The 26228-nt window shown below is 66.7% G+C and carries 21 protein-coding genes; 11 read left to right on the forward strand and 10 right to left on the reverse strand.

The window, feature by feature from the left end; genetic code table 11:
* The first annotated feature begins 97 nt into the window (after positions 1–97).
* Positions 98–388 (forward strand): hypothetical protein, encoded by a 291-nt coding sequence (locus AC1PLR_RS20915; RefSeq protein WP_481102214.1) that lies wholly within the window; start codon positions 98–100, stop codon positions 386–388.
* An 11-nt stretch (positions 389–399) separates the two neighbouring features.
* Here the strand turns inward: AC1PLR_RS20915 and AC1PLR_RS20920 are convergent, their stop codons facing one another.
* The 3 genes from AC1PLR_RS20920 to AC1PLR_RS20930 all read right to left on the reverse strand — a co-directional run bounded on the left by AC1PLR_RS20920 (position 400) and on the right by AC1PLR_RS20930 (position 4034).
* A complete protein-coding gene (locus AC1PLR_RS20920; protein WP_019800343.1) occupies positions 400–1293 on the reverse strand; it encodes a BPSS1780 family membrane protein in 894 nt (297 codons plus the stop codon).
* Between the two features lie 47 nt (positions 1294–1340).
* The gene (locus AC1PLR_RS20925) at positions 1341–2111 is read right to left on the reverse strand and encodes a glutamine amidotransferase (RefSeq protein WP_371181009.1); all 771 of its coding nucleotides are present in this window, start codon (positions 2109–2111) and stop codon (positions 1341–1343) included.
* 102 nt (positions 2112–2213) lie between these two features.
* Positions 2214–4034, reverse strand: a complete 1821-nt coding sequence (locus tag AC1PLR_RS20930) for a GspE/PulE family protein (RefSeq protein ID WP_481102215.1) — start codon at positions 4032–4034, stop codon at positions 2214–2216.
* A 75-nt stretch (positions 4035–4109) separates the two neighbouring features.
* Here AC1PLR_RS20930 and glyQ point away from each other — a divergent pair, with 75 nt between their 5' ends.
* Genes glyQ through glyS form a run of 3 tightly spaced genes read left to right on the forward strand, consistent with a single transcriptional unit; the run spans position 4110 to position 7550 of the window.
* The gene (gene glyQ, locus AC1PLR_RS20935) at positions 4110–5018 is read left to right on the forward strand and encodes a glycine--tRNA ligase subunit alpha (protein ID WP_342074394.1); all 909 of its coding nucleotides are present in this window, start codon (positions 4110–4112) and stop codon (positions 5016–5018) included.
* 10 nt (positions 5019–5028) lie between these two features.
* Positions 5029–5289, forward strand: coding sequence for a hypothetical protein (locus AC1PLR_RS20940; RefSeq protein ID WP_267082394.1), 261 nt, complete (start codon positions 5029–5031; stop codon positions 5287–5289).
* The gene (gene glyS / locus AC1PLR_RS20945) at positions 5286–7550 is read left to right on the forward strand and encodes a glycine--tRNA ligase subunit beta (protein WP_481102216.1); all 2265 of its coding nucleotides are present in this window, start codon (positions 5286–5288) and stop codon (positions 7548–7550) included. The genes AC1PLR_RS20940 and glyS overlap by 4 nt, the downstream gene beginning before the upstream one ends.
* Positions 7551–8257: 707 nt before the next feature.
* Here glyS and rep read toward each other — a convergent pair.
* The gene (gene rep / locus AC1PLR_RS20950; protein ID WP_481102217.1) at positions 8258–10234 is read right to left on the reverse strand and encodes a DNA helicase Rep; all 1977 of its coding nucleotides are present in this window, start codon (positions 10232–10234) and stop codon (positions 8258–8260) included.
* A gap of 133 nt (positions 10235–10367) precedes the next feature.
* Between rep and AC1PLR_RS20955 the strand changes: the two genes are divergently transcribed.
* Both AC1PLR_RS20955 and AC1PLR_RS20960 read left to right on the forward strand, forming a co-directional pair.
* Positions 10368–10988 (forward strand): thymidine kinase, encoded by a 621-nt coding sequence (locus AC1PLR_RS20955; protein ID WP_017912189.1) that lies wholly within the window; start codon positions 10368–10370, stop codon positions 10986–10988.
* A gap of 78 nt (positions 10989–11066) precedes the next feature.
* On the forward strand, positions 11067–11414 hold the full coding sequence (locus tag AC1PLR_RS20960; protein WP_481102218.1) for a hypothetical protein: 348 nt from the start codon (positions 11067–11069) through the stop codon (positions 11412–11414).
* Positions 11415–11618: 204 nt separating this feature from the next.
* On the opposite strand, the gene AC1PLR_RS20965 is transcribed toward AC1PLR_RS20960, so the two are convergent.
* Together AC1PLR_RS20965 and mutM are read right to left on the reverse strand one after the other, a co-directional pair.
* On the reverse strand, positions 11619–13223 hold the full coding sequence (locus AC1PLR_RS20965; protein ID WP_481102219.1) for an OpgD/OpgG family glucan biosynthesis protein: 1605 nt from the start codon (positions 13221–13223) through the stop codon (positions 11619–11621).
* Between the two features lie 404 nt (positions 13224–13627).
* Entirely contained in the window at positions 13628–14440 is an 813-nt protein-coding gene (gene mutM, locus AC1PLR_RS20970) for a bifunctional DNA-formamidopyrimidine glycosylase/DNA-(apurinic or apyrimidinic site) lyase (RefSeq protein ID WP_481102220.1), read from the reverse strand.
* A gap of 423 nt (positions 14441–14863) precedes the next feature.
* On the opposite strand from mutM, the gene AC1PLR_RS20975 reads away from it, so the two are divergent.
* From AC1PLR_RS20975 to AC1PLR_RS20985, 3 genes are all read left to right on the forward strand, one after another.
* Complete coding sequence (locus tag AC1PLR_RS20975) at positions 14864–19546, forward strand: RHS repeat-associated core domain-containing protein (RefSeq protein WP_481102221.1); 4683 nt, start codon at positions 14864–14866, stop codon at positions 19544–19546.
* Positions 19536–19982, forward strand: a complete 447-nt coding sequence (locus AC1PLR_RS20980) for a hypothetical protein (RefSeq protein WP_481102222.1) — start codon at positions 19536–19538, stop codon at positions 19980–19982. Before AC1PLR_RS20975 ends, AC1PLR_RS20980 begins: the two co-directional genes overlap by 11 nt.
* A 223-nt stretch (positions 19983–20205) precedes the next feature.
* Positions 20206–20616: a hypothetical protein gene (locus tag AC1PLR_RS20985; protein ID WP_481102223.1), complete on the forward strand. Its 411-nt coding sequence runs from the start codon at positions 20206–20208 to the stop codon at positions 20614–20616.
* 236 nt (positions 20617–20852) lie between these two features.
* On the opposite strand, the gene AC1PLR_RS20990 is transcribed toward AC1PLR_RS20985, so the two are convergent.
* Both AC1PLR_RS20990 and AC1PLR_RS20995 read right to left on the reverse strand, forming a co-directional pair.
* Entirely contained in the window at positions 20853–21197 is a 345-nt protein-coding gene (locus AC1PLR_RS20990; RefSeq protein WP_481102224.1) for an EF-hand domain-containing protein, read from the reverse strand.
* 59 nt (positions 21198–21256) lie between these two features.
* On the reverse strand, positions 21257–22453 hold the full coding sequence (locus tag AC1PLR_RS20995; protein ID WP_481102225.1) for a DesA family fatty acid desaturase: 1197 nt from the start codon (positions 22451–22453) through the stop codon (positions 21257–21259).
* 135 nt (positions 22454–22588) lie between these two features.
* Here AC1PLR_RS20995 and AC1PLR_RS21000 point away from each other — a divergent pair, with 135 nt between their 5' ends.
* Positions 22589–23431 carry an ABC transporter ATP-binding protein gene (locus AC1PLR_RS21000; RefSeq protein ID WP_481102226.1) on the forward strand — a complete coding sequence of 281 codons (843 nt, stop codon included), beginning with the start codon at positions 22589–22591 and terminating at the stop codon, positions 23429–23431.
* Between the two features lie 95 nt (positions 23432–23526).
* Here the strand turns inward: AC1PLR_RS21000 and AC1PLR_RS21005 are convergent, their stop codons facing one another.
* Positions 23527–24450: an IS110 family transposase gene (locus AC1PLR_RS21005; RefSeq protein WP_481102227.1), complete on the reverse strand. Its 924-nt coding sequence runs from the start codon at positions 24448–24450 to the stop codon at positions 23527–23529.
* A 286-nt stretch (positions 24451–24736) separates the two neighbouring features.
* The gene (locus AC1PLR_RS21010; RefSeq protein WP_481102228.1) at positions 24737–25189 is read right to left on the reverse strand and encodes a winged helix-turn-helix transcriptional regulator; all 453 of its coding nucleotides are present in this window, start codon (positions 25187–25189) and stop codon (positions 24737–24739) included.
* Between the two features lie 133 nt (positions 25190–25322).
* On the opposite strand from AC1PLR_RS21010, the gene AC1PLR_RS21015 reads away from it, so the two are divergent.
* Positions 25323–26228: an NAD(P)H-binding protein gene (locus AC1PLR_RS21015; RefSeq protein WP_481102229.1), complete on the forward strand. Its 906-nt coding sequence runs from the start codon at positions 25323–25325 to the stop codon at positions 26226–26228.

A 26228-nucleotide genomic window follows, 5' to 3' on the forward strand; every position in this document is an offset into this window, starting at 1 on the left:
GGTGACGATCCTGCGCGATACCGCCGTGGTGCAGCGGGCGACTGCGCACCACGGCGTTGGCCGAACCCGCGCTGCAGGAGGAGGTGGAATGAGACGAATGCTTGTCGCGACGCTGCTACTGCTGGCGGGCTGCAGCCTGGGCAGTGGGCCGGCCGCGAATCGCGAGCCGCTGGAATCCGCGCTGATTATCGGCAGCGCGCAATCCCCGGACCCCGTGCTGGCCCGGGTCATGGAACTGAAGGAGCAAGGTGTGGTGGAGGGCGTCGTGGTGTACGAATCGTTCCCCGTGCAGATCCGCCTGCGCGCACCCAGGCGGGTGATCGACGAACTGCAGGCGATTCCGCGGGCGGCCCAGCGCACTCCCGGTAACGGCAGCGAGCGCCGCTGAGTCAGCCGCGATCAGGCTTCGATGACATTCGCTGGCGGCGCGACGGCTGCGGCATCGCCGGCGTGCACGAACATCTGCTTCCAGGCCACGTACACGATGCCGGCGATCGCTGGGGGCAGCACCGCCATCAGCAGCACCTGCGCGATCAGCGCCGCCATCGTGGTGCCGACCAGCAGCTGCAGCACCAGCATCACCACGGTCAGTGCGAAGTAGAACGCGAACATGGCCAGGAAGGCGAGCACGAAGAACACCAGCAGCGCCGGCAGATTGTGCAGGCAGGCGCGCAGACCCAGGCCGATCGCGACGATGCCGTTGCGGCCGTCGAACATCACCTGGGGGGCGAACAGGAACAGGGTCAGCGCCACCGCCACGACGCCGACCGCCACCAGCATCAGCCACAGCAGGATGCGCAGCGCCGGCAAGGTGGCCACGAGTTGCTCCACCTGCTGTGGATCCGGTTGCACGCCGGACTGGCCAATTTCGTTGAACTTGTCGATCACCGTGTTCAGCTGCTGCAGTCCGCTCGGGCCGATCACCACCACGGCCAGGAGCGCCAGCGCCAACCCGACCGCCACCTGCGGCAGCAGTGCCACCAGCAGGTTCGGCGCGCGGTTGCCATGCAGGCCCTGCAGCAGGTGCGCCGGCTCGGCGCTGCGGCCCTGGTCGACCTCGCGCGCGGCCCACACCAGCCCGCCGAACAGCAACGGCCCAGCCAGGCCCATCAGCAGTTGCGCCAGCATGCCCAGGGTCGGATGGAGCGCGCTGAGGAACACCGCAAGCAGTGTCGCCAGGCCCCAGATCACCCCCAGCCGGCCCAGTGCCCACGGCGCCCGTCGCAGCAGGGCCACACCACCCAACAGCCATTCCGCGCCGGCCGAGGCCGGCAGCTTGCGAATCTCGATCATTGCCAATCCGAAGTGGGGGACGCCGTACAGCGCGGCGACTGCACAGATTATCGCGGTTTTGCCTGGCCGCTGCTGTGCTGCCCGCGTGCGTGCTGAACGAAGCGCCGCAACAGTTTGCGTGCCAGCGGCGCGGCGCTGACCTCGCGGGCGATGGTACGGGCGCAGCGTCCAGCGCTGCGTAGACAGTCCGCGCGCGCCTGCACGTAGCCGCGCATGTGGTGGGTGGCGAACTCCGGGTGGAACTGCACGCCCCAGGTCGCCTCGCCCCAGCGGAACGCGTGGCACTGGTCCTGCGCCGAGCGGGCCAGCACCGTGGCGCCGGCCGGTGCGCGCAGCACCGTCTGCAGATGCGTGGCATGCGCGGGGAAGCGCGCCGGCAGACCGGCGAACAGCGGATCCTCGGCGGCGGGCGGATGCAGTTCGATATGCACCGTGCCCGATTCGCGCCCGGCCGGGTTGTAGGCCACCTCCCCGCCCAACGCGTGCGCCAGCAGCTGGTGGCCGTAGCAGATGCCCAGCAGCGGCGTGCCGTCCTCGGCAGCCGCGCGTAGCCAGTCGGCCGAGCGCTCGCTCCAGTCGGCGCGGTCGGTGACGAACGCCGCCGAGCCGGTCACGATCACCCCGGCGAAGTCGTCCCGCGCCGGCAAGGCCTCCCCGGCGGCGACATTGGCCACCACCGTGTCGCGCTCGGCCAGGCCGGCGGCAACGCGGATCCAGTGCGGGAAGCGTCCGTAGCGTCGCATCGTCGCCACCGGTTCGCCGGTTTCGAGGATCAGGAAGGGCGCAGCACGGCGACGGACGGGAGAAGCGAACGGCATGGAGGGATTCTAGACGCCGTCGCCGTGGATTGTTCAAGGGGGCGCGGCGGGCGCGGCATAGCCATATAACTGGCGATCATGAGGCGGGAAAGCGCCCGGCGCTCACTCCCGCGGCGGCAGCACCGACAGCACTTCCTCGATGGTGGTCAGCCCGGCGGCCACCTTTTCCAGGCCCGCGCGGCGCAGGGTGCGCACGCCCTCGGCCTGGGCGGCGCGGCTGAAGCCGGCCAGGTCCATGTCGGCGCGGATCAGGGTGCGCAGGCGCGGGGTCACCGGCAACAGCTCGTACAGGCCCACGCGGCCCAGGTAGCCGGTGCGGCGGCATTCCAGGCAGCCGACCGGGGCGTAGGGTTGCAGCGTCTCGGGCAAGGCCTCGCCCGGTTCGCGCAGCGCGTCCCATTCGTGCGGCTCCAGCGTGTGCGGGCGCTTGCAGTGGCTGCACAGGGTGCGCACCAGGCGCTGCGCCAGCACGCCGTTGAGGGTGGAGGCGACCAGGTAGTGCGGCACGCCCAGGTCGAGCAGGCGGGTGATCGCCGAGGGCGCGTCGTTGGTGTGCAGGGTCGACAGCACCAGGTGTCCGGTCAGCGAGGCCTGCACCGCCATCTGCGCGGTTTCCAGGTCGCGGATCTCGCCGATCATGATGATGTCCGGGTCCTGCCGCAGCAGGGTGCGCACGCCGCTGGCGAAGTCCAGGTCGATGTTGGCCTGCACCTGCATCTGGTTGAACTCGGTGGCGATCATTTCGATCGGGTCTTCCACGCTGCACACGTTCACGTCCGGCGTGGCCAGGCGCTTGAGCGTGGAGTACAGCGTGGTGGTCTTGCCCGAGCCGGTGGGGCCGGTGACCAGCACGATGCCGTGCGGGCGCTCCACCAGCGCGTTCCAGCCGGCCGCTTCCTGCGGGCTGAAACCGAGCTGGTCCACGCTCTTGAACGCCGCATCCGGGTCGAAGATGCGCATCACGCACTTCTCGCCGAACGCGGTGGGCATGGTCGACAGGCGCATCTCGGTCTCGCGCCCGCCCGGCGAGCGGGTCTTGATGCGCCCGTCCTGCGGCCGCCGCCGCTCGGCCAGGTCCATGCGCCCGAGCACCTTGATGCGGCTGACGATGGCGGTCATCACCGCCGGCGGCACTTCCAGCACCTTGTGCAGCACGCCGTCGATGCGGAAGCGCATGCGCCCGGCCTCGCGCCGCGGCTCCAGGTGGATGTCGCTGGCGCGCTGCTCGTAGGCGTACTGCAGCAGCCAGTCGACGATGTGCACGATGTGGTGGTCGTCGGCGTTGACGTCGCCGCCGCGGCCCAGTTCCACCAGCTGCTCGAAGCTGGGCAGGCCGCTGCTCTGCTCGGTGCGCCCGTCCTTGGCGCCGCGCACCGAGCGGGTCACGCCGAAGAACTCCATCGTGTAGCGATGCAGGTCCAGCGGGTTGACCACCACCACCTCGATGCGCCGCCGCGCCAGGTGCTGCACGTCGCTGAGCCAGTCCAGCGCCAGCGGTTCGCTGGTCGCCACCAGCAGGCGCTCGGGCTGCAGCGCCAGCGGCAGGATGCGGTGGCGGCGCGCGTAGGCGTGCGAGACCACGCCGGTGACCGCGGCCACGTCGACCCGGGTCGGATCGATGCGCAGGTAGCGCAGGCCGCAGCGCTGCGCCAGCCATTCGGTCAGCCGTTCCAGGCTCAGTTCGCTGCCCGGCGGGCGGGTGGCGGCCAGTTTCAGGTTGGACAGCAGCACCAGCGGATGCACGTCGCTGGCGGTGCGCGCGGTCTGCGCCGAGAACTGCACGCGGCCGCGTTCGGCCGGTGCGACCAGGCCGTCGGCGAGCAATGCGGCGGCCACGCGCTCGAAGCTCAACCGGCCCGGCGGCAAGGCCACGGTGGGCTCGGCGGGCGACGACGCGGGCGGCGCGGCAGGGCGCGAATCCATGGTCCAGGTCCGGTGCGCGGAAGTCCCCGCGAGTCGGTCGCTATACTAGCGCACCCCTCAACCGGCCCCTGCTAGATGTCCGTCACCCGGTCCGTACCGATCACGTTCCAGGGTCTGATCCAGACCCTCAACCAGTTCTGGGCGCAGCACGGCTGCGTGCTGATCCAATCGCTGGACCTGGAAGTGGGCGCCGGCACCTTCCATCCGTCCACGTTCCTGCGTGCGCTCGGACCGGAGCCGTGGAACGCCGCCTACGTGCAGCCCAGCCGGCGCCCCACCGACGGCCGCTACGGCGAGAATCCGAACCGCCTGCAGCGCTACTACCAGTACCAGGTGGCGATGAAGCCGAACCCGGACAACATCCAGCAGTTGTACCTGGACTCGCTCAAGGCGCTGGGCATCGATCCGCTGGTGCACGACCTGCGCTTCGTCGAGGACAACTGGGAATCGCCGACGCTCGGCGCCTGGGGCCTGGGCTGGGAGGTGTGGCTCAACGGCATGGAAGTCACCCAGTTCACCTACTTCCAGCAGGCCGGCGGCCTGGAGTGCAAGCCGGTGCTGGGCGAGATCACCTACGGGCTCGAGCGCCTGTGCATGTACCTGCAGAACTGCGACAACGTTTACGACCTGGTGTGGACCTACGGCCCGGACGGCACGCCGGTCACCTACGGCGACGTCTACCACCAGAACGAGGTGGAGCAGAGCGCGTACAACTTCGAGCACGCCAACGTGGCCGAACTGTTCCACCGTTTCGACGCGTGCGAGCAGGAAGCGCAGGCGCTGGTCGAGGTCGGGCTGCCGCTGCCGGCCTACGAACAGGTGACCAAGGCCAGCCACGCCTTCAACCTGCTCGACGCACGCCGCGCGATCTCGGTGACCGAACGCCAGCGCTACATCCTGCGCGTGCGCGCGCTGGCGCAGGCGGTGGCCAAGGCCTACTACGCGCAGCGCGAGAAGCTGGGCTTCCCCGGCGTGAAGCGCTGAGGCACGGCCGATGCGGCCTGATCGGGAACTGTTCGTGGTGCTCGGCCTGCTGTGGTCGGCGCCGGTGGCGTTCGGCTACTTCTGCGCCTGGTGGGCGCAGCAGCGCGGGCGCAGCGCCTTCGGCTGGTTCCTGTTCGGCTGCTTCCTGCTGCCGGTGGCCGGATTGTGGCTGCTGGCGATCAACGGCGACGACCGCGATAGCCGCGGCAAGCCTAAAGACAAATCGATTGGGCGCGGCGACCTGCTGGCGACCCGGAAGGACGTGATATGAGCATGCATCCCCTGCTGATCGAACTGGGCACCGAGGAACTGCCGGTCAAGGCATTGCCGGGCCTGGCCCAGGCGCTGTTCGACGGCGTGATCGCCGGGCTGGAGAAGCGCGGCATCGCGGTCGAGCGTGGCGACGCCAAGCCGCTGTCCACGCCGCGCCGGTTGGCGGTGCTGCTGCCGGGTGTGGCCGTCGAGCAGCCGGAGCAGCGCGCGGAAGTGCTCGGCCCCTACCTCAACATCGCGCTGGACGCGGACGGCCAGCCGACCAAGGCGCTGCAGGGGTTCGCCGCCAAGGCCGGGATCGACTGGACCGCGCTGGAGCGCACCAGCGACGCCAAGGGCGAGCGATTCGTGCACCGCGCGGTGAACCCGGGCGCGCGCACCGCCACGCTGCTGCCGGAGATCCTGCGCGAAGCGATCGCGGCGATGCCGATCCCCAAGCCGATGCGCTGGGGCGATCACGACTACGGTTTCGCGCGGCCGGTGCAGTGGCTGGTGCTGCTGTTCGGCAGCGAGGTGGTGCCGATGCCGCTGTTCGGCGTGGAGGCTGGCCGCGACAGCCGCGGCCATCGCTTCCTGCACGACGCGCCGGTGCCGCTGGCGCAGCCGGGCGACTACGTGGCCGCACTGCAGGCCGCGCAGGTGCTGGTGGACCCCGACGTGCGCCGCGCGCGCATCGTCGCCGAGGTCGAACAGGCCGCGCGTGAGGCCGGCGGCAGCGCGCGCATCGCCGAGGACAACTTGGAGCAGGTGGTGAACCTGGTCGAATGGCCGTCGGCGGTGCTGTGCAGGTTCGAGCCGGCGTTCCTGGCGGTGCCGCAGGAAGCGCTGATCGAGACCATGGAGAGCAACCAGAAGTTCTTCCCGGTGCTCGATGCAGGCGGCAAGCTCACCGAGCACTTCATCGGCATCGCCAACATCGTCTCGCGCGATGTGGCCGAAGTGGCCAAGGGCTACGAGCGGGTGATCCGCCCGCGCTTCGCCGATGCCAAGTTCTTCTTCGACGAAGACCTCAAGCAGGGCCTGGAGGCGATGGGCGCCGGCCTGGCCAGCGTCACCTACCAGGCCAAGCTCGGCAGCATCGCCGACAAGGTGCAGCGCGTGGCCGCGCTGGCCGAGGCGATCGCCGCGCAGGTCGGCGTGGACCCGGCACAGGCGCGCCGCGCCGCCGAACTGAGCAAGAACGACCTGCAGTCGCGCATGGTCAACGAATTCCCGGAACTGCAGGGCATCGCCGGCCGCCACTACGCGCTCGCCGCGGGCGAGACGAGCGAGATCGCCCTGGCGATCGACGAGGCTTACCAGCCGCGCTTCGCCGGCGACGACATCGCCCTGTCGCCGCTGGGCAAGGTGCTGGCGATCGCCGAACGTCTGGACACGCTGGCCGGCGGGTTCGCCGCGGGGCTGAAGCCCACCGGCAACAAGGATCCGTTCGCGCTGCGGCGCAATGCGCTGGGGTTGGCGCGGACGGTGATTGAGAGTGGGTTCGATGTGAATCTGCGCAATTTGCTTGCCGTCGCTACGCTGCAGGCGCTCCTCGCTGTCGCCGCCACCACTCCGAAGAAGGAAGCAGCGGGGAGGCAACCCACCACAAACCCGGCTGCCACCGCCTCCGCGAGCGGTGGTTTCGTCGCCGACGTTCTGAAGTCTCACTTTGCCGAGCACGGCCAGACCGCCGCAACACTGGATGCGGCACCGATGGTGGCCGAACTGTTCGACTTTATCCTCGACCGCCTGCGCGGCTACTACGCCGACAAGGGTGTCCCGGCAACGCAGTTCAACGCGGTGGCTGCGCTGTTCTCGGTCGCGGCTGAAGCCGCTCCTACGACGGCGCCAGCAACTGCGGCGCTCGGCTCGCTGTACGACTTCGACCGCCGCATCGACGCGATCGGCACCTTCGCCGCGTTGCCTGAGGCCGAGGCACTGGCCGCGGCCAACAAGCGCATCCGCAACATCCTGCGCAAGGCCGAGGGCGAGATTCCGGCGCAGGTCGACGCGGGCCTGCTACGCGAGCCGGCCGAGCGCGCGCTGGCCGAGGCGGTGGAAGCGGCGATCGCCGAAACCGACGGCGCGCTGCGCCAGCACGACTACGTGACCGTGCTGAACTTCCTGGCGCGGCTGCGCCCGCAGGTGGACGCGTTCTTCGACGGCGTGATGGTCAACGCCGACGACCCAGCGCTGCGCCGCAACCGCCTGGCCCTGCTCAAGCGCCTGGGCGACCGCCTCGGCAGTGTCGCGGCGATCGAGCACCTGTCGGCGTAAGCAGCACAAGCGTCGAACCGGAGACGGGCCGCCTTGCGCGGCCCGTTCTCGTTTTGCGGGTGGAACTCCTGCGGCAGTGCGCGGCGCCAATGGCTTCGGCACAGCGCAATGCGTCGGGACTGAAGTCCCTCCCACAGGGTCTCCAGCCCACTCCCGCAAGCTCACTGTGGGAGCGACTTCAGTCGCGACGAGCGAACGCCGGCAACCTCCAAAGCAAAACTAAAGAAGCGCCTGACTACGCCCTATCCACGGTGCATATGCAGCCAACAGTGAATCCCCTGCTTAAGCCCCTCTCCCCCCGGGAGAGGGGTTGGGGTGAGGGTCCGGCGCGAAGCGCCCCACGGAGTCTGAGTACACGAGGCTTCGCCCGTACCCTCATCCGCCCCTGCGGGGCACCTTCCCCCAAAAAGGGGGCCGTGGTCCCGGTGGGAGAAGGAATAGCCGATTAGCCCCTCTCCCTCCGGGAGAGGGGTTGGGGTGAGGGTACGGCGCGAAGCGACTCGCGGAGTGTGGGCGGATGAGGCTTCGCCCGTACCCTCATCCGCCCCTTCGGGGCACCTTCCCCCAAAAAGGGGGCCGTGGTCCCGCAGGGAGAAGGAACAGCCGACTAGCCCCTGCGCACATCCGCACGCCCCATCCCCAGCGACCGCACTCGCAGCACACCCCGCCGTTACGAATCCCCAATCCCAACTCCCCAATCCCCGCCTTCAATCAAACAACGCCTGGATCGCCGCCAGCCCCGCATTGGCGCGCTCCTTCTTGCGCGCCGCGTCGGCCACCGGGTCGGCGCCGTCGCGCTGCATTTCCTCGGCCGGGATCTCGTCGAAGAAGCGGCTGGGCTTGAGCCGGATATGCTCGCCGAACTTGCGGGTGAGCTTGCTGTAGCTCATCCACAGCTGCTCCTTGGCGCGGGTGATGCCGACGTACAGCAGGCGCCGCTCTTCCTGCAGGTTGCCCTCTTCCAGGCTGACCTCGTGCGGCAGCACGCCGTCCTCGCAGCCGACGATGAACACGTAGCGGAACTCCAGGCCCTTGGACGCGTGCATGGTCATCATCCGCACCTGGTTGCCGCCGTCGTCCTTGTCGTTGCGCGACAGCAGCGCCAGCTGCGCGGCCAGGTCGCCGACGGTGGCGCCGCGCGGGCCGCCCTCGAACCACTTGGCCAGTTCCTCCAGGTTGCCGCGGCGACGCTGGAAACTCGCTTCGTCCTTGCACTGGCTGCGCAGCTCGCGGATCAGCCCCGACTGCTCGGCGAGCTGGCGCACCACGTCGGCCGAGGACAGCGTGGTCGAGGCCGTGCGCAGTTCGTGCAGGATGTCGACGAAGTCGCTCAGGCCGTTGGCCGCGCGCGGCGGCAACTGCTGCAGCGCGCCCACCGACTCGGCCGCGCGCGACATCGGCAGGTGCTTGGCGGAAGCCAGTTCGGCCAGCTTGGCCAGCGAGGTCGCGCCGACCTCGCGCTTGGGCGCCTGCACCGCGCGCAGGAACGCCGCGTCGTCGTCGGGATTGACCAGCAGGCGCAGCCAGGACAGCACGTCCTTGACCTCCTGCCGCTCCAGGAACGCGGTGCCGCCGGTGATGTGGTACGGCACGCCGGCCATCTGCAGCGCTTTTTCGAGCGGCCGCGACTGGAAGTTGCCGCGGAACAGGATGCAGAAGTCGCTCCACGGCACCTGCTTGGCGGTGCCCAGGTAGGCGATCTCGGCGGCGACCTTCTCGGCCTCGTGCTCGCTGTCGCGGCACTCCCACACGCGGATGCGCTCGCCGTCGGCCTGGTCGCTCCACAGCGTCTTCAGGTGCTCGTGCGGGTTGTGCGCGATCAGGGCATTGGCCGCGCGCAGCACGCGGTTGGAGCAGCGGTAGTTCTGCTCCAGCTTGATGATCTGCAGGGCCGGGTAGTCGCGGCCCATCTGCATCAGGTTTTCCGGGTTGGCGCCGCGCCAGGCGTAGATGCTCTGGTCGTCGTCGCCCACGCAGGTGAAGTTGCCGCGCGGGCCGGCCAGCATCTTCAGCAGCCGGTACTGCGCGTCGTTGGTGTCCTGGCTCTCGTCCACCAGCAGGTAGCCGATGCGTTCGCGCCAGGCCATCACGACGTCCTCGTTCTCCTCCAGCACCTGCACCGGCAGGCGGATCAGGTCGTCGAAGTCCACCGCGTTGAACGTGCTCAGCCGCGCCTGGTAGCGCTCGTACAGGCTGGCCGCTTCCTGCTCGCGGTTGCTGCGCGCGGCCGCTATCGCCTGTTCCGGCGACAGCCCGGCGTTCTTGGCACGCGAGATCAGGTTCTTGGCGTCCTCGATGGCATCGGGCTTGGCGCCGGGCATCAGGTCCTTGATCTGCGCGGCGGCATCGTCGGCGTCGAAGATCGAGAAGCCGCGCTTCAGACCCACCGCGGCGTGTTCGATCTGCAGGAACTTCAGGCCCAGGGCGTGGAAGGTGCAGATGGTCAGACCGTCGGCCGCCTCGCTGCGGATGCGCTTGGCCACGCGCTCGCGCATTTCCTTGGCCGACTTGTTGGTGAAGGTGATCGCGGCGATGCGCTTGGCCGGGTAACGGCCGCTGGCGATCAGGTGCGCGATCTTTTCCACGATCACACGGGTCTTGCCGCTGCCGGCGCCGGCCAGCACCAGCAACGGACCCTCGCAATGCAGGACCGCGGCGCGTTGGGGAGGATTGAGACCGTGCATGAAGACTTCCCTTGGCCGCCTATTGTACCGGGCGCCCGCCGGCGGCGACGTCCCCGCCGTGCCCCCTGCGCTGAACCGGTTCGCCAAGCGCAGGCCGGCCGGGGCGCGCGGCCGCCGCGCTAGAATCGGCGGCATGGCGAAACTGTATTTCTACTATTCGGCGATGAACGCCGGCAAGACCACCACGCTGCTGCAGTCGGCGCACAACTACCGCGAACGCGGCATGCGCACCGCGATCCTGACGCCGCGGCTGGACCACCGTGCCGGCAGCGGCGTGGTCGCCTCGCGCATCGGCCTGCGCGCCGACGGCATGCCGTTCGTCGCCGAGACCGATCTGCTGGCCACCCTCGAGGCCGACATCGCCAGCCACGGGCCGCTGCATTGCGTGCTGGTGGACGAGGCGCAGTTCCTCAGCCGCGCCCAGGTCTGGCAACTCAGCGAAGTGGTCGACCGGCTGCGCATCCCGGTGCTGTGCTACGGCCTGCGCACCGATTTCCGCGGCGAGCTGTTCGAGGGCAGCCAGTACCTGCTGGCCTGGGCCGACGAACTGCAGGAGATCAAGACCATCTGCCACACCGGCAGCAAGGCGACGATGACCGTGCGCGTGGACGAGAACGGCCACGCGGTGCAGGACGGCCCGCAGGTGGAGATCGGCGGCAACGAGCGCTACGTGTCGGTCAGCCGCCCCGAGTTCAAGAAGATCATGCGCGGCGAAGGCCGCATCGATCCGCTGCAGATCGCCTTGCCGCTGTAACCCGGACGGCACCACGGACGCGCCGTGGCCGACGCCGTGTCTGCGCCATCAGTTTGTGGATCGCGCCGGGTAGCATGCGTGGAATCGCGCCGGCCACCGGTATCGGAAGGGCTCGTCGAATACGGCGACCAGGTCGCCAAGCCGCGCCAGGAAGCGGTATTGCGGCGCGAGGCGATGCGCAGCACCGGCGGCCTGCTCGGCCATTCCGGCGCGGCCGGCCCGCTGTCGATCAACGGCCCGCGCGGCGGCAGCATCGATCCGGAAGTGTTCTACGCCAAGCAGTTCTGGGAGCCGAGCGCGTACTGGAAGCTGCAGGACCAGGTGTGGGACGGGCGCACCCCGGGCCGGGTCGACATCGGCGATGTCGAGGACATCAGCACGGAAGGCGCACCGCCGCCGACGCCGCAGGAACCCGACAAGCACTGAATGCGGAGCCATTTCCGCGTCGGGACTGAAGTCCCTCCCGCAGCAACACATTGCCGGGACCGCGCATCCTTGTAGGGGCGGCTTCAGCCGCGACGCGCGATGCGCACCACGCTCGCACACCCGGCTGCGCCAGGACTGAAATGCGAGCGCAATGCCCGATCCAAGCACGCGCGCGATGCCGGCAAGCACCGCGCGCGGTTGCGCTCAATACAGCTTGCGCTCGGCCGCCGGCGGCGGCGTCCACTGGTACAGCCAGGTCTCGGTGAGCGGGCGCTCGCCGCTGCGCAGGTATAGGCGGATGTCGATCTGCTCGGTGCCGTCGTCCGGCGGCACTACGTCGAACATCGCGCGGTAGCCGGAGATCTCGTGCAACGGCCGCGCCGAGACGATCTCGGTGCGGCCGCGGTTGAGCTGCAGCACCGCCTCGACCTTGGCGTCCTTCTCCTTGCCGAGCTTGGCCAGTTCGCCACCGGCGAAATCCACCGCGAAGCGCCAGGAGAAATAGTGCCGCTTCTGCCCGACCACGCCGCCCAGGCCGGTGCGCGTGGCCACGCAATGCGCCAGCGGCGAGGACGCCGGCGCCTGCGCGCCCCAGTACAGGCGGTAGCCGAACAGCAGCTCCTGGCCCGGCTGCGGCTTGTCCTGCGGATTCCAGAACGCGACGATGTTGTCGAAGGTCTCGTCGACGGTGGGGATCTCCACCAGTTGCACCGAGCCCTTGCCCCAGCCCTGCTTCGGCTCCACCCACAGGCACGGGCGCTTCTCGTAGAACACGCCGTCGTCCTGGTAATGGTCGAAGTTGCGGTCGCGCTGCAGCAGGCCGAAACCGCGCGGGTTCTCGTCGACGAACATGTTGAAGCGCAGGTGCGGCGGATTGCACAGCGGCCGCCAGATCCACTCGCCGCCGCCGGTCCACATCGCCAGGCCGTCGGTGTCGTGGATCTCCGGACGCCAGTCCCAATCCATGCGGCGGTCGTTCTCGCCGACCTGGTACATGCTGGTGCACGGGCCCAGGCCCAGCCGCTCGATTGTCTTGCGCGGATACAGCGCACTGTCGATGTCCATCAGCAGCACGTCGCCATTGGTGATCGCGAAGCGGTACGCGCCGGCCACGCTGGGCGAATCCAGCAGCGCGTACACCACCACCGTGTCCGAGCCGGCCTTGGGCTGCTCCAGCCAATAGGCGATGAAGTCCGGGAATTCCTCCGGCCCGCCGGTGCCGGTATCGATCGCCAGCCCGCGCGCCGACTGGCCGTATTGGCCCTCCTTGCCCACCGCACGGAAGTAGCTGGCGCCGAGGAACGCGGCGAAGTCGCGCTCGGTGTCCTGCTTGGTGTTGAGGCGGAAGCCGGCAAAGCCCAGTTCCTTCGGCAGCGGCTTGCCCTTCAGCCCGCTGCTGCCGTAATCGAACGCCGCGCTGTCGTAGGCCAGTTCCTGCGCCTGCCCGTCGACCAGGTCGAACATGTGCACTGGCGTCTTGAAGTACAGGCCCAGGTGAAAGAACTTGGCCTGGAACTTCGGGCCCTGCTCGGCCGCCCACAACGCATGGTCCTGGCGGTAGCGGATCGACTGGTACTGGTCCCAGGTCAGGCCCTCCACCGGCGCCGGCAGCACCCGCTTGTGGCTCTGGTACGGCGCATAGGCCATGGCCCGCGCATGGCCCTTGAGCCAGGCGTAGTCGAACGGCTGCGGCTTGCCCAGGCGGCGCAGGCCCACCGCAGGGGCCGCCTGGCCGAGCATCGGCATCGCCGGCAAGCCCATGGCGGCGAAGGCGGCGGCGGCGTTCTTGAGGAAATCGCGTCGTTGCATGGCCGGGATCGAAACAGAAAAGGACGCCCATCATAGACAAGCGGCGCCGAAGGTGGCGGTGATGGTGTCCGTGGGAGCGCGTCCCGGGCGCAGACGTGCAGGAAGTGGGCCGGCAGGCCCGGGCGACACGGTTTGCCGACCCGACCGCATCGGCGTCGCTATGCCCGAGTGGGCAAGGCGTCTTCGGGAGCCGCTAACGACGCGACAAGGTCCGCCGAGAAGCCCACTGACATGTGCGCTTGAGCCGACGCGTTACCGGCAAGGCCCGTCGCGGCTGAATCACGCTCGCGGTCGCGACGGCCCATCGTGCCGAGACGCTGCAAGAAGCGCGGTGCTAGCGGTGTCCCTGCAGACGCCGCACCGCCTTCGTCGGTGCGTGCAGCGCGATCGCGTTCGTTCGTTGCTCAGCGCTGGCAGTGGCCACACCAGACGCTGGCGCGCTGGCCGATGCTGGCGTGGCGCAGCGTGCGCCCGCAGCGCTTGCAGGCCTCGCCCTCGCGGCCGTAGACCGACAGCTCCTGCTCGAAGTAGCCCGGCGCCCCGTCCGGGCTGATGAAGTCGCGCAAGGTCGTGCCGCCGCGCTGGATCGCATGGCCCAGGATCGCCTTGGCTGCCTCGGCCAGGCGTGCGTAGCGGGCACGCGAGACGTCGCCGGCCTCGCGCAGCGGACTGATGCCCGCCTGGAACAGACTCTCGGCCGCGTAGATGTTACCCACCCCGACCACGATGCGCTGATCCATTAGGAAGGTCTTGACCGGCGCAGTGCGGCCGCGACTGAGCCGGAACAGATGATCGCCGTCGAACGCATCCGACAGCGGCTCCGGCCCCAGCTCGGCGAGCAAGGGGTGGGTCTCGCCCGGCGCCTGCCACAGCAGGCAACCGAACCGGCGCGGATCGTTGAAGCGGAGCACCCGGCCGTCTTCCAGGCTGATGTCGACGTGGTCGTGCGCCCGCGGCGGCGTATCGCCCGGCAGCACACGCAAGCTGCCGGACATGCCCAGATGCAGCAGCGCACTGCCGACCGCGGTATCCAGCAATAGGTATTTCGCGCGCCGGCGGATGCCGTCGATGCGCTGCCCCGGCAACTGCTCGGCCACTTCCGGCGGAATCGGCCAGCGCAGATCCGGCCGTCGCAGGATCACCCCATGGATGCGCCGCCCCGACAGATGCGGCTCCAGGCCGCGCCGGGTGGTTTCGACTTCGGGGAGTTCGGGCATGGACGCAGTCGCGGACAGTCGGTGGAGGAGATGGTCGACAACTGTAGCACCGGGTCGTCTATCCCCTGTCGGCGACATCGCCGAGCAGTCCAACGTGTGTGCAGGATGAGGGTCATGTGGCGCGTCTTTAGTGTAGGTGGGTCCCCGATGGCGTTGGTTGCAGGCGGCCACGCCCTCGTCTAGCATCACGCACCGTGATGACAAGGATTGTCGTATGCGCAACGTGCGTGCACCCGTTCGCTGTACTGCGTCGCTCAGGGATGACGCGACTGCCCGCTCTCGGGCATTCCACCTGTTTGGTTCTCCCATAACACTGCCGAGTCTTTGGCCGCGCGCTGTTGCGCGTCGATCGGCCTCCGGCTGGATAGGCAGTTGGCAACCGCTGACTCGATTGGCTTGATCGACTTCTTGCAAGGACGCGCGATGAACACGATGCACCACGAACGTACCTCCGGCGGCGCCAGCCGCCTTGTGCTGGTAATGGCACTGTTCTTTCTGTTCATGGGTTCAGCATTCGCCGGGACAGAAGGGCCGAAGCAGAAATTCGTGGTCCGCGACGCGGAGGGCAGTGACCACGGCACCTACACCACTCAGTCGGAGGCGGAGGCGGCGATCAAGGCGATTCCTGGGCCTAAGTACCAGGAGGATGCCTATCAATACGCGGACACTATCAAGAGTTCAGTTGTTCGAGAGGATGGTGCCACGCTGATTACGTATTGGCTCGGACGTGAGAAGGCAAAGGACGAAGATTGGGTATACACCTCAGGGAATGTGGAAAAGATAGCGACTGAGCAAGATGCCTATGCTTTGCTTGAACAGAGGGCGAGGCAAAAGGCACCTCAGTGCGGATCGCCGCAAATTGTTCCAAGGAATAATTGGGGGGATAACAGTTCGGGTCCTTACCCGCAGTATGACGTTGGGTATGAAATGCAGGCGCGACAGTTTACCGTGAATGCTTTTTTTAAGGACTGCAGCGATACGTATGCCTATGGAGATTCGATCAGTCGAAAGAGACGTACCGAGTGTGCGCGACCTTACACACAGTGGCACATCAGTGATCAGGGCTGCACGAACAAAGTGATCTTCGCCACCATCGAAGTCTCCACTCTGCAATGCGGCGATGAGCAAGGTAAGGCAGGTAATCCAGTTGGCGCCGGCCACTCCGGTTTGGTCGGCAACCCCTGCGACGTCAAGACCGGCGAGAAATTCCAGACCGAGCGCGACCTGGATCTGGGCTGGATCACCCTGACGCGCTACTACCACTCAGGCATTGCACTGAATACCGGTGGATTCGGCCCCGGCTGGACCTTCTCGCACAGTCTGCACCTCACAATCCAGGGCGATACGCTGGGCCTGATCGAGGGTAGCGGCTATGCCGTGCCGTTCCGTAAGCTGGGAGCCGAGTATCGCGCAGCCAATGCCTCGGACGAACGCATCGTCGCCAATGGCGACCAATGGGTCCTGTATCGCCAGGATGCGATCTACACCTTCGATGTCAAGGGCAAGCTGGTCTCGCGCATGGCCGAGGATGGCAGTGGGTTGGTGTATGGCTACAACACGCGTGGGCGCTTGCAGAGCATCGCCTCGCTGCAGGGGCGCTCCATCGAACTGGTGTATGCCGACGACAACGACGATGCGCTGATCACCGGCATCGTCTCCGGTGGGGTGCAGCTAGCGAGCTACGGCTACGACCAGCAGCGCCTGACGAGCGTCACCTATGCCGACGGCCACAGCCGGATCTATCACTACGAGGAAACGCGCTTCCCGCGTCATCTGACCGGCGTGACCACGGAAGATGGCCAGCGCTTCAGTACCTTCGCCTACGACGAGGCCGGCCGTGCGATCTCCAGCCAGCATGCTGGTGGCATCGACGGCATCACGTTGGCGTACTCGGCTGCCGGTACTCGCGTCACCGATGCGCTGGGTGATGTCAACGATTACACGATGACCGAAGCGGGCGGTGCCTCGCCGAAGGTCGCCACCGTCGCCAGGACCGACGGGACGCTGCAGTACAGCTACAACGACCAATCCAGCGACTTCCGCCGCCGGCTCAGCAGCGTCACCGATCGCCGTGGCATCCAGACCCAGCACAGCTATGCCGAAGCGACCGAGAACGGTGTCGCGGTGAACATCCACACTGTACGCGAGGCGGTCGGGCAACCGCAGGAGCGCACCACGACGACGCGCACCGCGGCCGGCAGCAATCGCCTGCTGTCGGTGCAGACCGGCGGGCGCACCCTGTCCTACAGCTACAACGATCGCCTGCAGCCGGTGCAGATGATGAGCAGCGACACGGCCACCGGCAAGCAGCGCACTATCACCTACAGCTACTGCGAAGCGGCGGACGTGGCGGCGACCGACAGCTCCTGCCCGATCCTGGGCCTGCCCAAGACGGTCGATGGCGCGCGCACCGACGTCAACGACATCACCCGCTTCACTTACTACGCCACCGACGACAGCACCTGCGCCACGTCCGCAACCACCTGCCCGCACCGCAAGGGCGACCTGTGGAAGGTGACCAACGCGCTCGGCCAGGTCACCGAGTACCTGGCCTACGACGGCGCCGGCCGCGTCCTGTCGGCGAAGGACGCCAACGGTGTGGTCACCGACTACACGTACCACCCGCGCGGCTGGCTGACCGCCAGCAAGGTACGCGGAGCCGACGACAGCAGCGAGAGCGACGACCGCATCACCGCGATCGACTACTGGCCGACCGGCCTGGTCAAGCAGGTGACGCAGCCCGATGGCGCGTTCACCCACTTCACTTACGACGTAGCGCACCGGCTGACCGATATTGCCGACAACGCTGGCAATACTATCCACTACGCCCTGGACAATGCCGGCAACCGGCTCAAGGAAGACACCAAGGACGCGTCGGGCACGCTCAAGCGCACGCTCTCGCGGGTGTACAACCAGCTCGGCCAACTGGCCACGCAGGCCACCGCGCAGGGCGATCCGACCGACTTCGGTTACGACGGCAACGGCAACACCAAGGCCGTCACCGACGCGCTCGGGCATGCCACCCAGAACGACTACGACCCGCTCAACCGCCTGGCGCGCACGCTGCAGGACGTGGGTGGCATCGCCGCCGAGACCACCTTCGGTTACGACGCCCTGGACAACCTGACCAAGGTTACCGATCCCAAGGGCCTGGACACCACCTACGCCTACAACGGCCTGGGCGACCTGACCAAGCTCACCAGCCCGGACACCGGCAGCACCATGTACACCTACGACAGTGCCGGCAACCGCGCCACCCAGACCGACGCGCGCAACATCAAGACCAGCTACGGCTACGACGCGCTGAACCGGCTGACCCAGGTCACCTATCCGACCACCAGCCTCAACGTCAGCTATACCTACGACGTCAGTCAGACGACCTGCGCCAGCGGCGAGACCTACGCCGTGGGTCGTCTGACCCGGATGCAGGACGGCAGCGGCAGCACCGACTACTGCTACGACCGCTTCGGCGATCTGGTGCGCAAGGTGCAGACCGCCAACGGCAAGGTGTTCGTGGTCCGCTATGCCTACACCAAGGCCGGGCAGCTGAGCCGGCTGACCTACCCGGATGGGGCGGTGGTGGACTACGTGCGCAACGCGCAGGGCCAGACGACTGAGGTCGGGGTGACCACACCCGGCGGCACCCGGCAGGTGCTGCTGAACCAGGCCACCTACTATCCGTTCGGCCCGGTGGCCGGCTGGACCTACGGCAACGGCCGTCCGATGCAGCGTGTGCTGGATCAGGACTACCGCCCGCTGGCGGTCAATGACACCCGCAGCGATGGCCTGGCGGTGGGCTTTGCCTTCGACCCGGTCGGCAACCTCAGTGCGCTGACCGCACCAGGCAACACCGCACCGGTCATCAAACTGGACTACGACCCGCTGGGCCGGCTGACCGCGTTCAAGGACGGCCCGACCGACACGGTGATCGACGGCTATACCTACGACGCCACCGGCAACCGCCTCAGTGCCAAGGTCAATACCACTACCCAGACCTACAGCTATCCGACCACCAGCCATCGCCTGAGCAGCGTGGCTGGTACGTCACGCAGCTACGATGCGGCTGGTAACACCACGGCCATCGGCGGTACGGCGCTGCAGTTTGTGTATGGCGCCAACGGCCGGCTGACACAGGTCAAGCGCAGCGGCACCACCGTGGCGAACTACGCCTACAACGGCCGTGGCGAGCAGGTGCGTCGCGTGGGCAAGACCAACACCTATACGCTGTACGACGAGAGCGGCCACTGGCTGGGCGACTACGACAACAACGGCGCGGTCGTGCAACAAGCGATCTGGCTGGACGACCTACCGGTGGGCGTGTTGGCCAAGACCACGCTGCGCTACGTGCAGCCGGACCACTTGGGCACCCCACGCGCGGTGATCGACCCGGTCCGCGACATGGCGATCTGGCGCTGGGACCTGAAGGGCGAAGCCTTCGGCACCACCGCGCCGGATCAGGACCCGGACAAGGATGGCACTGCCTTCGTGTTCGACATGCGTTTCCCGGGGCAGCGTTACGACGCGCTGAGTGGGCTCAATCAGAACTACTTCCGCGACTATGAGCCGGGTACAGGGCGGTATGTGCAAAGTGATCCGATTGGGTTGGCAGGGGGGAGCGGCACTTTTATCTATGCTCAATCGCGGCCCGTGTCAGCTATAGATTTTTATGGCCTCGAATCGGTCGGGTCGTTTAATAACGGCGGCCATCGAATGTCTTGGGAGGATGGCCCGAAGCGTACCCCCGATTATTTTAAGCTTCAATCAGACCTCTATGTTTTCAGTTTTTCAATTACGCTGTCACGTAGTGGGAAAGTTTTTGTGGGGGGAGGATTTGCTCGTAATTATTTGACGTACAATACTAGAACCCCAGGAATCTCACTGTCGGCAGGATTCTTGAATCAATGTGACGACCCAAGCGGTAGCGAGGTGGACAATTTTATCGGTGGTTTTGGCATGGGGGCTGCAGGTGGCTATCGTGGAATTGGAGGCGCCTTTGCATGGTCACCTGGCCAAGGTACGGCTACTGAAGTGGGTTTAGGCATTGGCGCTGGCGCTTCACCCGGAGAAGTCACTACAGAGAAGTGGAGGATCGGAAGTGGCTGGTAAAAAAACTAATATTTTCTTCAAAGTAGCCTTTTTTGTTGCTTTTGGAGCCATAGCTTTATCTATTATTCTGGGCCATGACGGCTCTGATAAAGTTGCCATGGCTGATCTTAAGAAGACAGCAAGATCATCTCTGCCATCAAATTGGCCGACGACCTCAGAAGCAACCATTAATAAAGGAACATTCATCGGATATGCCATATCCAAGAATAGCCCTGTTGACACAATAGAAAGCGGCAAAGCTATCGAAAAATTGGCTAGCGCTGAAGGATTTCATGAGAAATCCAATGTCGGCTCTACCGCTCATTATCGAAAGGTGTTTTGCCGCCAATCCACAGCTCTTGATGTGGAAATATACAAAAAAAACGATAAAGAATTTGTTGTTGAATCAGGTGCTTATTGGGCGTCACAAAAGAGTGACTCTAGATATTGCCGATAGCACTAAATAAAACTACATGCCCGCGAAGCCACGAGTTAGAATCCAAGCAATCTCTCTAGAACCAAACTCCTATTTTGGCGTAGGCGTAAAATTATGTTCAGAGCAACAGAATCGGATTCTTAGTGGACCAAGTCGGAATATTTGAGTGAATTATACAAACCATGCTTGCGAAGCAGATATATCGCACGATTTGCCAAAGCGATTGCAACGGTAGACGGCAGGGATGAAAATTTTCAAGTGGGCGTTAGCGCTTTTATCTTTTTTGGCATTTTCTCTTATTGCATTGAACACCCTTTTTGCTAATAAGCACTTACTTAATGGCTATTCGGCGGGAGACTATGTCAGATATTTAATCTTCTTCCCTGGAATAACGCTCTGCGTATATCTGGCGTTTTCACTCTACAAAGCAAGTACGTGGTCACAGTTTTTCGTTGCTGTCTTCCTTTGCCTGCCGGCGCTAATTGCGGTGCATTTCGTCGTGTCTGTGATGAATGCACATACGGGCGGCGCATATTGGTGGTGGCAGCTGTTGGAGATCGTAGTAACTTATGTGGCATGGTCGCGAACAGGAAAGCGTTGGCCCAAATCGCTGCTATCTGATCGAGCGAAGCACTCTGCAAACGGAATCTCGTAGGAGAACTTGGCCTAGTACCGCGGGTGCGTTGAGCCAATCACTGTAGCCATAAAGGCTGCACCGGATTGCATGTCCCCTCGGCGAGGCGAGCCTGGGGAAATAGGGCTGTCGTCGGTTTCGTTTTACTGTAGTTGCGCTATTCCCCACGCGCCAGAGCATCAACACGCCGCACTCTAGTTTTTTTATAAACCCCAGCTGTAGAGCCAAAGGTTCGCAGCTGTCCATCGGATCCTCGCTCACTGCGGCGGCGCCGCCAACTCCCGCGCGCTGAGGTAGCCGTCGCCGTTGGTGTCCTGCTTGCGGAAGCGGGCAGTCAGGGTGGCGAGATGTTGTGCACGGGTGATCGGCGGGCCGCGGCCGCCGGGCAGTTCGGCGGGGCTGAGCACGCCGTCGTGGTCGAGATCGCGCGCGTCGAAGGCGTAGCTCATCCAGGCCAGGTATTCGTCCAGGCTGACGCGGCCGTCGCCGTCGCGGTCCATGCGCTGCAGGTAGCTGGCGGTGCTGTTGATCGACTGCGCCTGCGCATCGACGATGCCGGCCGCGATCACGACGCAGGCGACGCCCAGCGTCGACACGGCCATCAACGACGAACGCCGCGCGAGGCGGCGTTCGTGCGATCGGGTGCGCAGTCCGCCGCGGCTCATGCCAGGGCGTAGCCCTTCAGTCGTGCGGCGTAGGCCTGCAGCGCGGCGATGCCGCTGGCTTCGGCGTCGTGGCACCAGGCCTGCAGGTGCTTGAGGCGTTCGCTGGCGTCGTGGGTGCGCGCTTCCAGCAAGGCCGCCAGGCGCGCGCGATGCTCGACCAGCGTGCGCATGCGCGGGCGCTGCGCCACCCAACGCTGCAGCTGTTCGCGCGCGTCGGGCTTGAGCCAGCGGCCGTCGTCGACCAGGCCCTTGCGCAGGCGCCGCGGCAGCAGCTTGCGCAGCTTGGCGCCAGCCTGCGCGGCTTCTTCCTTCAACGCCGGCGCGAACACGTTGCGCTGGTAATCGGTCATCGCCTGGAAGCGATGCGACAGCAGCGCGCGCAGGGTGTCGGCGTCGGGCACGGCGATGTTCGGGCGCACGTCCAGGGTCGGCGCCACGCGCAGGATCTTGGCCAGACGCAGGGCGGCCAGCGCGCGGATCGCGATCCAGCCGATGTCCAGCTCCCAGCGGCGCATGGAGAAGCGCGCCGAGCTCGGGAAGGCATGGTGGTTGTTGTGCAGCTCTTCGCCGCCGATCCACAGCGCCCACGGCGTCAGATTGGTCGAGGTGTCGGCCGATTCGAAGTTGCGGTAGCCCCACCAGTGACCCAGGCCGTTGATCACGCCGGCGGCCCAGAACGGGATCCATGCCATCTGCAGCGCCCACAGTGCGATGCCGGGCAGACCGAACAGTGCGAAGTTGACCGCGAACAGCGCCACCGGCCCCAGGTTTGCGTACGGGGTGTACAGGTGCCGCTCGATCCAGTCGTCCGGCGCGCCCTTGCCGTACTGCTCGATGTCGCCGCGCTGGGTGCGCGCTTCGCGGTACAGCTCCACGCCGCGCCAGAACACGCGGGCGATGCCCTTGGTCTGCGGGCTGTGCGGGTCTTCCTCCGTCTCCACCTTGGCGTGGTGCTTGCGATGGATCGCCACCCACTCCTTGGTGATCATCGAGGTGGTGAACCAGGTCCAGAAGCGGAAGAAGTGCGACAGCAGCGGATGGAAATCCACACCGCGGTGCGCCTGGCTGCGGTGCAGGTACAACGTCACCGCGAAGATGGTGAGCTGGGTGAACAACAGCAGCACGGCCAGCATGCCCCACCAGCCGACGCCGAGCAGGCCGTTGCCGAGGAAGTCGAGGATCGCGTCGAACATTGCCAGAAGCTCCAGAGCGTAAGACGGCGTGAGGGGATGACGACATGATGGGGGTTGCGGGCGCAAACTTCACCCGGCGCTCGCGTATGGTATTCAGCCGCCAAGCGCCTTCGATCACAGAACGGTGTCGGTTCCATGTCAGTCGTTTCTTCTCAAGCAACCCCTGTGCCAGCGGCACCGCCGTTGATCGAACTCGACCGCGCCAGCGTCGTCCGCGGGCAGGTCCGCGTGCTGCACGCGCTGAGCCTGCGCATCGCACTCGGCCAGCACACCGCCATCCTCGGCCCGAACGGCTGCGGCAAATCCTCGTTCATCAAGCTCATCACCCGCGAGCTGTATCCGCTGGCGCGCGCCGGCGAGGAACCGGCGGTGCGGGTGCTCGGCCAGAGCCGCTGGCAGGTGGACCGGCTGCGCAGCCAGTTGGGCATCGTCACCGGCGATCTCAGCGTCAATCTCGCCGATATGCCCGGGCTGGACGTGGAGAGCGCGGTGCTGTCCGGGTTCTTCGCCAGCTATGTGGTGCCGCCGCACCGCGAGGTGAGCGACGCCATGCGCGACCGCGCGCGCGAGGCGCTGCAGGCGGCGCACGCGCTGCCGCTGTTGCGGCGCCCCTATGCCGAACTGTCGGCCGGCGAGACCCGACGCGTGCTGATCGCGCGCGCCCTGGTCAATCGTCCACAGGCCTTGCTGCTCGACGAACCGAGCACCGGCCTGGACCTGGTCGCACGCGAGCACCTGCTGGCGACGATGCGCGACCTCGCCCGCCAAGGCATCACCCTGGTGCTGGTCACCCACCACATCGAGGAAATCGTGCCGGAGATCGCGCGGGTGATCCTGCTGCGCGAGGGCCAGGTGTACGCCGACGGCACGCGCGAGGAACTGCTGGCCGATGCGCCGCTGTCGGCGGTGTTCGGTGGACCGGTGCGGGTGCAGCGCGACGGCGACCGCTACAGCGCGCGGGTCGTTGCGGACGGTTGATCCGCGCTTGCCGAGTTCGGGCGTTCGGGGGCCGTCGGGTTTGCGGGGTTGCGAGATGTCGCAGGTGATGCGGGAATGTCCGTAGGAGTCAACTGTCATGCAGCCGCGATGGCAGGAGGAGCGTACGGGGCCTGATCGCGCGCGATGGCATTGAGCCAGCGCAGGAACTTGTGCATGCAGGCGACGATGGCGACCTTGGCCGGTTTGCCGCCTGCGCGCAGGCGCGCGTAAGTGTTGGCCAAGGGGGATTTGGCGCGGATGCTGGCCCAGGTGGCCATGTACAGCACGCGCCGCACGTCGGCACGTCCGCCTTTGATGCGGCGTTGGCCTTTCCAGCAGCCGCTGTCGTGATTGAACGGGGCCAGCCCGACCAGGGCAGCGAGCTTGCGTGGCGGCAGCGTACCCAGCTCTGGCAACCGCGCGGCCAGAACCGCGCGCAGGATCGTGCCGAGCCCAGGCACCGGGGGGAGGCTCGAGCAGGTCTTGCCCTGCTGCTCGATCTCCTGCGTCAACGTCTGGATCTGCTGGTTCAGCAGGGCGATCACCTCTCGGCAACGGTGTTGCACCTTGGCGCTGGTGATGTGCTCCAGGCGCCGCCGATGGGTATCACGCTGGCTCACCAGGGTGGCACGCAGGTCCAGCAGTTCGCGAAGAGACTGCTGGTGCTCAGGTACCACGGGCGTGGGCATGGTCGGGATGTGCTGGGCGGCGATGGCCAGCAGGCGCGCGTCCAGGGCATCGGTCTTGGCATGCAGGCCCAAGGCCTGTGCTAGCTTGCGCGGACGATCGGCGGCCATCCGCACTGCCGGCAGGTCCGCCTCTCGGAGCACCTGCAGCACGGCATGTTCGTAGCCGCCACTGGCTTCCAGCACGATCCGCTCGCAGCCCAGCTCGGCCAGGCGTTGGGCCAGCGCACGCTGCCCCTGTGGCGTATTGGGTTGGGTCCAGGTCTGCTCGTCCGGCAAGACATGAATGACCAGTTCGGCCTTGGCAACATCGATCCCGACAAAGCGACGCATAGACGTTCTCCGCAGTAGACTCAGGGGTGAGAGCACTCCTGCCGATGCCCATGCTTGTGGAGTTCGAGCTCGCGACTCGAGCAACTGTTCGGGCTTGTGAGGCAGGAGACACGGAGTGCGGCGGCGCTGACTCCTACTCGTGCTTGCTGGCACTGCGGGCTACACGGCCTGCCGCACTCCGCTCTCACCTGCAACGATAGACCCTCTTTTGACACAAGCGGCTTCAGCCGCGACCGGACGTTCTCGGTAAAGCCTGTCGCGGCTGAAGCCGCTCCTACGGGACGCGTCAACCGTACGCGGCGCCGGCCGCCCGCGCCGGCGCATCGGCCTCGAACGCGGCGCGCGCGCCACGGATCTGCGCGTGGTGATCGGCGGCCCAGCGCACCAGCGGCGCCAGCACCACGCTCAGCGATTGCCCCAGCGGGGTGAGCCGGTACTCCACGCCCGGCGGCACGGTCGGCAGCACCTCGCGTGCGACCAGGCCTTCGCGCTGCAGATCGCGCAGCGTCTGGGTCAGCATGCGCTGGGAGATGTCCGGCACCGCGCGGCGCAGTTCGCCGAAGCGGTGCGGGCGCTCGGCAAGCAGCATCACGAACAAGGTGCTCCACTTGTCGCCGATCTGCGCCAGGACGTCGCGCACCGGGCACTGGTCGATGGCCATGCCGGCGCGCTGGTAGTCCTGCAGTTGCTGGCTCATCAGCGGGTCGCAGGTGGCGGCCGGCGGTACGACGATGTCCATAGCGGTTACCTCGAGGTAAGCAGGGGCGGAAAAAGTGCCGTCTTTACAGGTCGGCCAAGGTCTCTAGGATAGACCAGGTTCCTTTTCCAGACCATGGCGTCCTGCGACGCCGCCCTTCCTCAGGAGACCTGTCATGTCCGCATCTTCCGATTCCCTGCTCGTCACCGGCGCCGGCGGCCACTTCGGCCAGCGCGTGCTCGCGCACCTGCTCGACACCCTGCAGATCGCGCCATCTCGCGTGGTGGCGATGACCCGCCAACCCGAGCGCCTGGCGGCCTGGGCTGCACGCGGCGTGGACGTGCGCCACGGCGATTTCGACGACGCCGCTTCGCTCGACGCGGCGTTCCACGGCGCCGCTCGTGTGCTGCTGATCAGCACCGACGCGCTGGACCGCCCCGGCCACCGCCTGCAGCAGCACCAGGCCGCGATCGCCGCCGCCGAGCGCGCCGGCGTCGGCCACTTGGTCTACACCTCCTGCCCGGAACCGCACGACTCGCCGCTGTTGCTGGCCACCGACCACGGCGGTACCGAGGACGCCCTGGCCGCCAGCGCCCTGCCCGCCTGGACTGTGCTGCGCAACCACTGGTACTTCGAGAACCTGTTCATGAGCCTGCCGTCGGTGCTGGCCTCGGGCCACTGGTACAGCGCGGCCGGCGATGGCGGCATCGCCCATATCGCCCGCGACGACCTGGCCCGCGCCGCCGCGGTCGCCCTGGCCAGCGGCGACGGCAAGCGCACGCTCACCCTCAGCGGCGCCCGCGCCTATACCACCGCCGAGATCGCCGCACTGGTCGCCCAGGTCCTGGACGTGCAGATCCAGGTGGTGCCGGTGCCGGTCGAAGGCCTGGTACAGGGCATGGTCGGTGCCGGCCTGCCCGAGCCGGTCGCGCGCGTCTACGCCTCGTTCGACACCAACACCGCCGCCGGCCGCGTCGCCACCGTCACCGGCGACTACCAGGCGCTGACCGGGCAGGCACCGCTGCCGTTCGAACAGTGGCTGCAGGACAACCGCGCGCAACTGGCCGCGCTGAAGCCGTAA

It is taken from the genome of Xanthomonas sp. NCPPB 3570 (assembly GCF_056725115.1).

What these genes read in the sequence shown, in the direction of transcription:
- AC1PLR_RS21000 (WP_481102226.1), top strand. Translation starts at nt 22,589, where the DNA reads ATGTCAGTCGTTTCTTCTCAAGCAACCCCTGTGCCAGCGGCACCGCCG.
- AC1PLR_RS21005 (WP_481102227.1), bottom strand. Translation starts at nt 24,450, where the DNA reads ATGCGTCGCTTTGTCGGGATCGATGTTGCCAAGGCCGAACTGGTCATT.
- AC1PLR_RS20995 (WP_481102225.1), bottom strand. Translation starts at nt 22,453, where the DNA reads ATGTTCGACGCGATCCTCGACTTCCTCGGCAACGGCCTGCTCGGCGTC.
- AC1PLR_RS20965 (WP_481102219.1), bottom strand. Translation starts at nt 13,223, where the DNA reads ATGCAACGACGCGATTTCCTCAAGAACGCCGCCGCCGCCTTCGCCGCC.
- AC1PLR_RS20985 (WP_481102223.1), top strand. Translation starts at nt 20,206, where the DNA reads ATGAAAATTTTCAAGTGGGCGTTAGCGCTTTTATCTTTTTTGGCATTT.
- AC1PLR_RS20990 (WP_481102224.1), bottom strand. Translation starts at nt 21,197, where the DNA reads ATGGCCGTGTCGACGCTGGGCGTCGCCTGCGTCGTGATCGCGGCCGGC.
- AC1PLR_RS20940 (WP_267082394.1), top strand. Translation starts at nt 5,029, where the DNA reads ATGCGGCCTGATCGGGAACTGTTCGTGGTGCTCGGCCTGCTGTGGTCG.
- AC1PLR_RS21010 (WP_481102228.1), bottom strand. Translation starts at nt 25,189, where the DNA reads ATGGACATCGTCGTACCGCCGGCCGCCACCTGCGACCCGCTGATGAGC.
- AC1PLR_RS20925 (WP_371181009.1), bottom strand. Translation starts at nt 2,111, where the DNA reads ATGCCGTTCGCTTCTCCCGTCCGTCGCCGTGCTGCGCCCTTCCTGATC.
- AC1PLR_RS20930 (WP_481102215.1), bottom strand. Translation starts at nt 4,034, where the DNA reads ATGGATTCGCGCCCTGCCGCGCCGCCCGCGTCGTCGCCCGCCGAGCCC.
- mutM (WP_481102220.1), bottom strand. Translation starts at nt 14,440, where the DNA reads ATGCCCGAACTCCCCGAAGTCGAAACCACCCGGCGCGGCCTGGAGCCG.
- glyQ (WP_342074394.1), top strand. Translation starts at nt 4,110, where the DNA reads ATGTCCGTCACCCGGTCCGTACCGATCACGTTCCAGGGTCTGATCCAG.
- glyS (WP_481102216.1), top strand. Translation starts at nt 5,286, where the DNA reads ATGAGCATGCATCCCCTGCTGATCGAACTGGGCACCGAGGAACTGCCG.
- AC1PLR_RS20915 (WP_481102214.1), top strand. Translation starts at nt 98, where the DNA reads ATGCTTGTCGCGACGCTGCTACTGCTGGCGGGCTGCAGCCTGGGCAGT.
- AC1PLR_RS20920 (WP_019800343.1), bottom strand. Translation starts at nt 1,293, where the DNA reads ATGATCGAGATTCGCAAGCTGCCGGCCTCGGCCGGCGCGGAATGGCTG.
- rep (WP_481102217.1), bottom strand. Translation starts at nt 10,234, where the DNA reads ATGCACGGTCTCAATCCTCCCCAACGCGCCGCGGTCCTGCATTGCGAG.
- AC1PLR_RS20955 (WP_017912189.1), top strand. Translation starts at nt 10,368, where the DNA reads ATGGCGAAACTGTATTTCTACTATTCGGCGATGAACGCCGGCAAGACC.
- AC1PLR_RS21015 (WP_481102229.1), top strand. Translation starts at nt 25,323, where the DNA reads ATGTCCGCATCTTCCGATTCCCTGCTCGTCACCGGCGCCGGCGGCCAC.
- AC1PLR_RS20975 (WP_481102221.1), top strand. Translation starts at nt 14,864, where the DNA reads ATGAACACGATGCACCACGAACGTACCTCCGGCGGCGCCAGCCGCCTT.